Origin of the sequence: Streptomyces sp. NPDC015171, assembly GCF_043079545.1 — a bacterium.
Classification (GTDB): Bacteria; Actinomycetota; Actinomycetes; order Streptomycetales; family Streptomycetaceae; genus Streptomyces.
Window position 1 is genome coordinate 1 of sequence record NZ_JBIBUO010000049.1, and the last position, 4390, is coordinate 4390.

Annotated in this window: 3 protein-coding genes; all 3 read right to left on the minus strand. The window is 67.2% G+C overall.

Features of this window, described 5'->3' with window-relative positions; all coding sequences use genetic code 11:
• Positions 1-254 precede the first annotated feature (254 nt).
• The 3 genes from ACF073_RS41400 to ACF073_RS41410 all read right to left on the minus strand — a co-directional run bounded on the left by ACF073_RS41400 (position 255) and on the right by ACF073_RS41410 (position 3855).
• A complete protein-coding gene (locus ACF073_RS41400) occupies positions 255-1418 on the minus strand; it encodes a S8 family serine peptidase (RefSeq protein WP_392076736.1) in 1164 nt (387 codons plus the stop codon).
• A gap of 156 nt (positions 1419-1574) precedes the next feature.
• A complete protein-coding gene (locus tag ACF073_RS41405) occupies positions 1575-3395 on the minus strand; it encodes a hypothetical protein (RefSeq protein ID WP_392076733.1) in 1821 nt (606 codons plus the stop codon).
• Entirely contained in the window at positions 3388-3855 is a 468-nt protein-coding gene (locus ACF073_RS41410) for a hypothetical protein (protein WP_392076734.1), read from the minus strand. The genes ACF073_RS41405 and ACF073_RS41410 overlap by 8 nt, the downstream gene beginning before the upstream one ends.
• Between the last annotated feature and the right edge of the window lie 535 nt (positions 3856-4390).

Consider the following 4390-nt stretch of genomic DNA (forward strand, 5'->3'; position numbering starts at 1 on the left):
ATACCCTTCCAGTTGCCCTCGAGGCTGTCGATCAGCGCCTGCAGTTCCTTGAGCTGACCCTTGATGCCCTCGAAACGGTGCAGAAGCTCCTTTTCGAGGACAACAATGTCCTTGTCACTTACCTTCTGACGCCCAGAAGCCATGTCACTGCCTTTCTCTGTGAACTTGCCTTGCCCTGCACCGGGTTCGCGGCAGCACGGAAGGCAAGCGGGATACTGCTCACTCGGCGAGTGAACAGGTATGCGGGAGACCGCTCAGGCGTTGCGGCGTGCGCGCAGCACGGCGAAGCCTGCTCCTGCGACGACCAGTACGGCGGCTACGGCGCCGATGATCACCCAGGTCTGGGTACCACCGTCGGAATCGGTGTCCTTCGCGGCCGCGGAGGTAGGGCCGTTGGCGGCGCCGGAGTCCTTCGTCGGCTTCGCCGAAGCTCCGGAAGACGGCGGGGCCGACGACTTCCCGGTGGCCGTGATGTCCTCGTCCGGGTCCGCACCGTTCTCGGCGGCGAGGGGGTCCCGATTGGCGGCCCCGGGGTCGATGTCCTTGTCGATCAGCACGCGACGGGGGCGGATGATGCCGTAGCCGAGGTACTTGCTGGGCTTGTCCTTCGCCCAGGTACGGCCGGCTGTGTCGATGAAGGACCGGAGGACCTGGTTCGCCGTCCAGTCGGGGTGGGCGGACCAGACGAGGGCTGCGGAGGCTGAGGCGATGGCGGAGGCGGCGCTGGTCCCCTCCTCGGCGCAGTACTTGGTGAAAGTACTGTCGCACCAGCCCTGAATGTCGAGGCCCGGCGCAGAGAGATCCACATCGTTTCCGTATGTGGAGAACTTGCCGACCGTACCGGACTTGTCGATGGCGGCGACGCCGATAGCGTACGGATCACTGGCCGGATAGCTGCGCTTGTTTCCCTTGTCGCCCGCGTTACCGACCGAGGCGAACAACAGCTTCCCCTTGGATGCCGCGTACTTGAGAGCCTCCTCCTCCTCGGACTCGTAGTACACGCTTCCAAAGGACATGTTGATGATCTTTGCGTCGCTATCAGCAGCAGCCCTGATCGCCTCGGCGGAGGTGAGGGACTTGGCCCGCTCATCCTCATCCTTCAGCTGATCGAGTCCCACTCGGATCGGGATGATCTTCGCCCCCGGGGCAAGACCCTTCACTCCATTGCCGGCTCCCGTTCCGGCAATCAGCTCAGCCATCGTTGTGCCATGGCCGGCGTAGTCCTGAGTGACGTGATACCTCGCGACTTTCGGCACCTCGTCGACCAGCACCTGGCCCTTGAGTGAAGAGGTCTCCGGGTTCACGCCGGTGTCAATGACAGCGACCTTCACCCCCTTGCCGGTGCTGTGCTTCCAAATCTCGTCGACGCCCATGGCGTTCAGATACCACTGCTTCGACTGAACGTCCCCGGAGGCCACGGCTCCGGGCGCCATGCCTGCCGACGCGATGACCAGTGTGCCCAGCGCCGAGCACACAGCAGACAGCCGTTTCGCGTTGCGCCTCGTCAGGAGGGCGGTCTTCGGGCCGCGCCGGCCGGTCCCTGGCTTCATGCCTGTCTACGTCCTCGCTCGTGTTCAGTCGCTCTTCTTGGGCACATCACGCCGCTGCTGCGACGATCGGTGTTGGCCGGTGCCAGCAGTCCTACCGGCGCGGCCGGCCTCACCGCCCGGGTCCTGGCGGCCGCCCACAGCACCCCGGCCGAGCCCCGCACCGCCGGGCTCGGATCCCTTCGCAGAGTCACGGGACGAACCGATGACGCCCTTGGGGTTGCCTGCCGAGCGCAACGCCGCCTGGCCCGCGCCGGGTTCCGTCTTCGCCCCAGGAGCACCAACGACTCCGCGCTGGCCGAGAGCGCCCTTCGGCGTTGCGGAGGATGCCGGTTCCTCGGCGCCGACGACCGTACCGCGCGGAACACGCGGACCAGCCGAACCTCCCGACACACGGCCCGTGACAGGCTTGCCACCCACAACACCATTACGCGCCGCAGCGCTAGGCCCCGCCACCCCGGCACGCCCAGGGGTGTTGCTGGTCCTGGGCGTGCCACCCGTGACAGGACGCCCCACCGGCGAACGACCGGACTGAACCGGCCCCCGCCCACCCTGCTGACCCATCGCGGGCGTACGTCCAGCAGCACGAGCGGCCTGTCCCATCGGACCCTGCGGCACACGCCCACCGGGACCCGAACGCCCTCCCTGCTGCCCCACCGGCCCCTGCGGAACGCGACCGCCCGCGACAGTACGCCCAGCCTGACCAGCGGGCCCCTGCGGCACCCGACCACCACCGGTGACCGAAGGACCCGTACGCCCCTGCGCCGTCACCGACGGCCGGCCACCCGGCCCATAACCAGGAGTACGACCAGACGTCGGCACCACAGGAGGCGCCACCGGCCCCGTCGGCAACGGAGGCACCTGCCCACTGCCACCGGTGGTCGGCAGGGTAGGCGACGGAGAGCTGGGCGGCGCGGCAGGCGTCTGGGGAGGCAACGTCGTCGTGGTGTTGATCTCCGTACCGACATCACGACCAGAAGGCGGACTGGGCTCGTGAACGTCCTTGACGGGCGAAACGTGCCCCCTGGACTCCGTCCCGTTCGTGGAAGCGGTGCGGTGGTGACTTTCTGCCACAGTCCCGTGGCTTCCCCCGACCAACCCCTCACGCCTGCTCGGGATGGAACCACCGGAACCTGAAGGGTTCCTGTAGATCCCCGACGGCTTGGGCACCCCCACATCCGGGATGGGTGTGTACGGCTGCGGGTCGGTCTGCAGCGCCGTTCCCAGCGCGGTCGCGGACACCGAATAGAAGGACGCCAACCGGTTGACCTGGTTGATCGCCTCTTGCCGGTCCTTCTCGACCTTGAGTGCGGTGGCGTAGTCCGGGTCGCCGTCGACCTGCTTGGCCTTGGGCAACTTGTCCGGGCGCTTCTGCTCTCCCGCCGGCCGGGGGTCCCGGTCGGGCATGGAATTGCGCACTGAGGCGAGCCCCGTGGCGGCGGACGAGATCTCGGTGGCCGCTACGTCGGCGAAGGTCGCGAGTCCCTTCGTCCACTCGATGAGGCCGTTGGTCCACTTCTGGAACTGCTCGGCACCGTCGCCCTGCCAGTCCACGCCGCCGAGGTTGGTCTTCAGATCCGTCGCCGCGTCGTGGATGGCCGTTCGGGCGTCCCACAGAGCCTTGCTGGCCGTCTCCAGGTGCTCGGGGTTGGAGTGGTGGACCAGATCGATCATCGCGTTGAGATCGTGGTCCTCGAAGTTGGTCCTGCCCGCGGACAGGGCCGCCCCGATCGGCGTACCCCTGAATCCGTTCCGTAGCCGGCTGATCTGGTCGACCACGCCGGCCTGGCGCTGGGCCTGCTCGACGTCAGCCTTGTACTCGGGCTTCTGCTGCCAGTTGTCAGTCAATGGACTCCGCCCCCGCGGACTTGCTGCCACCGCTGTGCTCAGCACCCTTGGCGGGCTGCCGCTCGGCGTGCTCGTCCTTGTGTCGTGCCGCCTTCTGATGCTCCTCGTCGAGGTGCGTGCGGATCTCCCAGAACCGGCGCCGCACCTCCTCCTCCGTACCGTCGTACGTGACGTCGGCCGCGCGCGTCGCGAGCGTCAGAGCCTCGATCTGCATGCCCAGGTTCTTCGACAGCGAGGTGAGCCGCTCATGCACCAGCTCGTAATTGCTGTGCAGATCAGCCGCTTCGCTGAAGTGAATGTTCGAGCCGCTGAACGAGCCTGCACTGAGCTTGTGCTCCGCGAGCCTGGACGGGCTGCCGGGAGCGCCCTCGAAGGCCTTCAGCGCGTCGTCCACCTTCTTCTTGAACTTGCTCAGCGCATCGATGCCGCGCCTCATGCCCGAGCCGCTACCGCCGCTCACCGCGACCCCTTCCCCGTTCCCCGTTGGTACAGCTGGACAGACCGGGCGGCACACGGCCGCATCACACGATCTATCGCTCACCACTGTAGTCACTGTGGAAATCGCGGCCAACTGAACTCTGTGCCGGTTCAGTTGCGAAGGTGTCCCGAAGTGACCGACTCCAGAGCGGCCCGAAGCGGATAAAACCGTCAATGTTGGCAAGGGTGGGCCGGTGATGCACTCAAAAGCTTCACATCTGATCGACGGCCGGTGGGCGGCGACGGCCACGCCGAGAACCGGAGAGCAGCAAGGAGGGACGGCCGAGCGGCGGTCTGGGCGAAGGAGGTGACCACGTGACCTGGTCTTGGTCCCTCGCTCCGCTGGGGGCGCCGGGCATGGCGGAGGGTGGGCACCTCCCGTGCGTGCCCACCCCTACCACCCTGACTCGACCGGTCCGGTGACCGGTGAAGCCGACCTACATGAAGTAGCTGGCGGCCTTGCGGTCGCCGCCCTGGTAGTCACCGCCGGCCGCGTGGACGACCCGGCCGATGGCCAT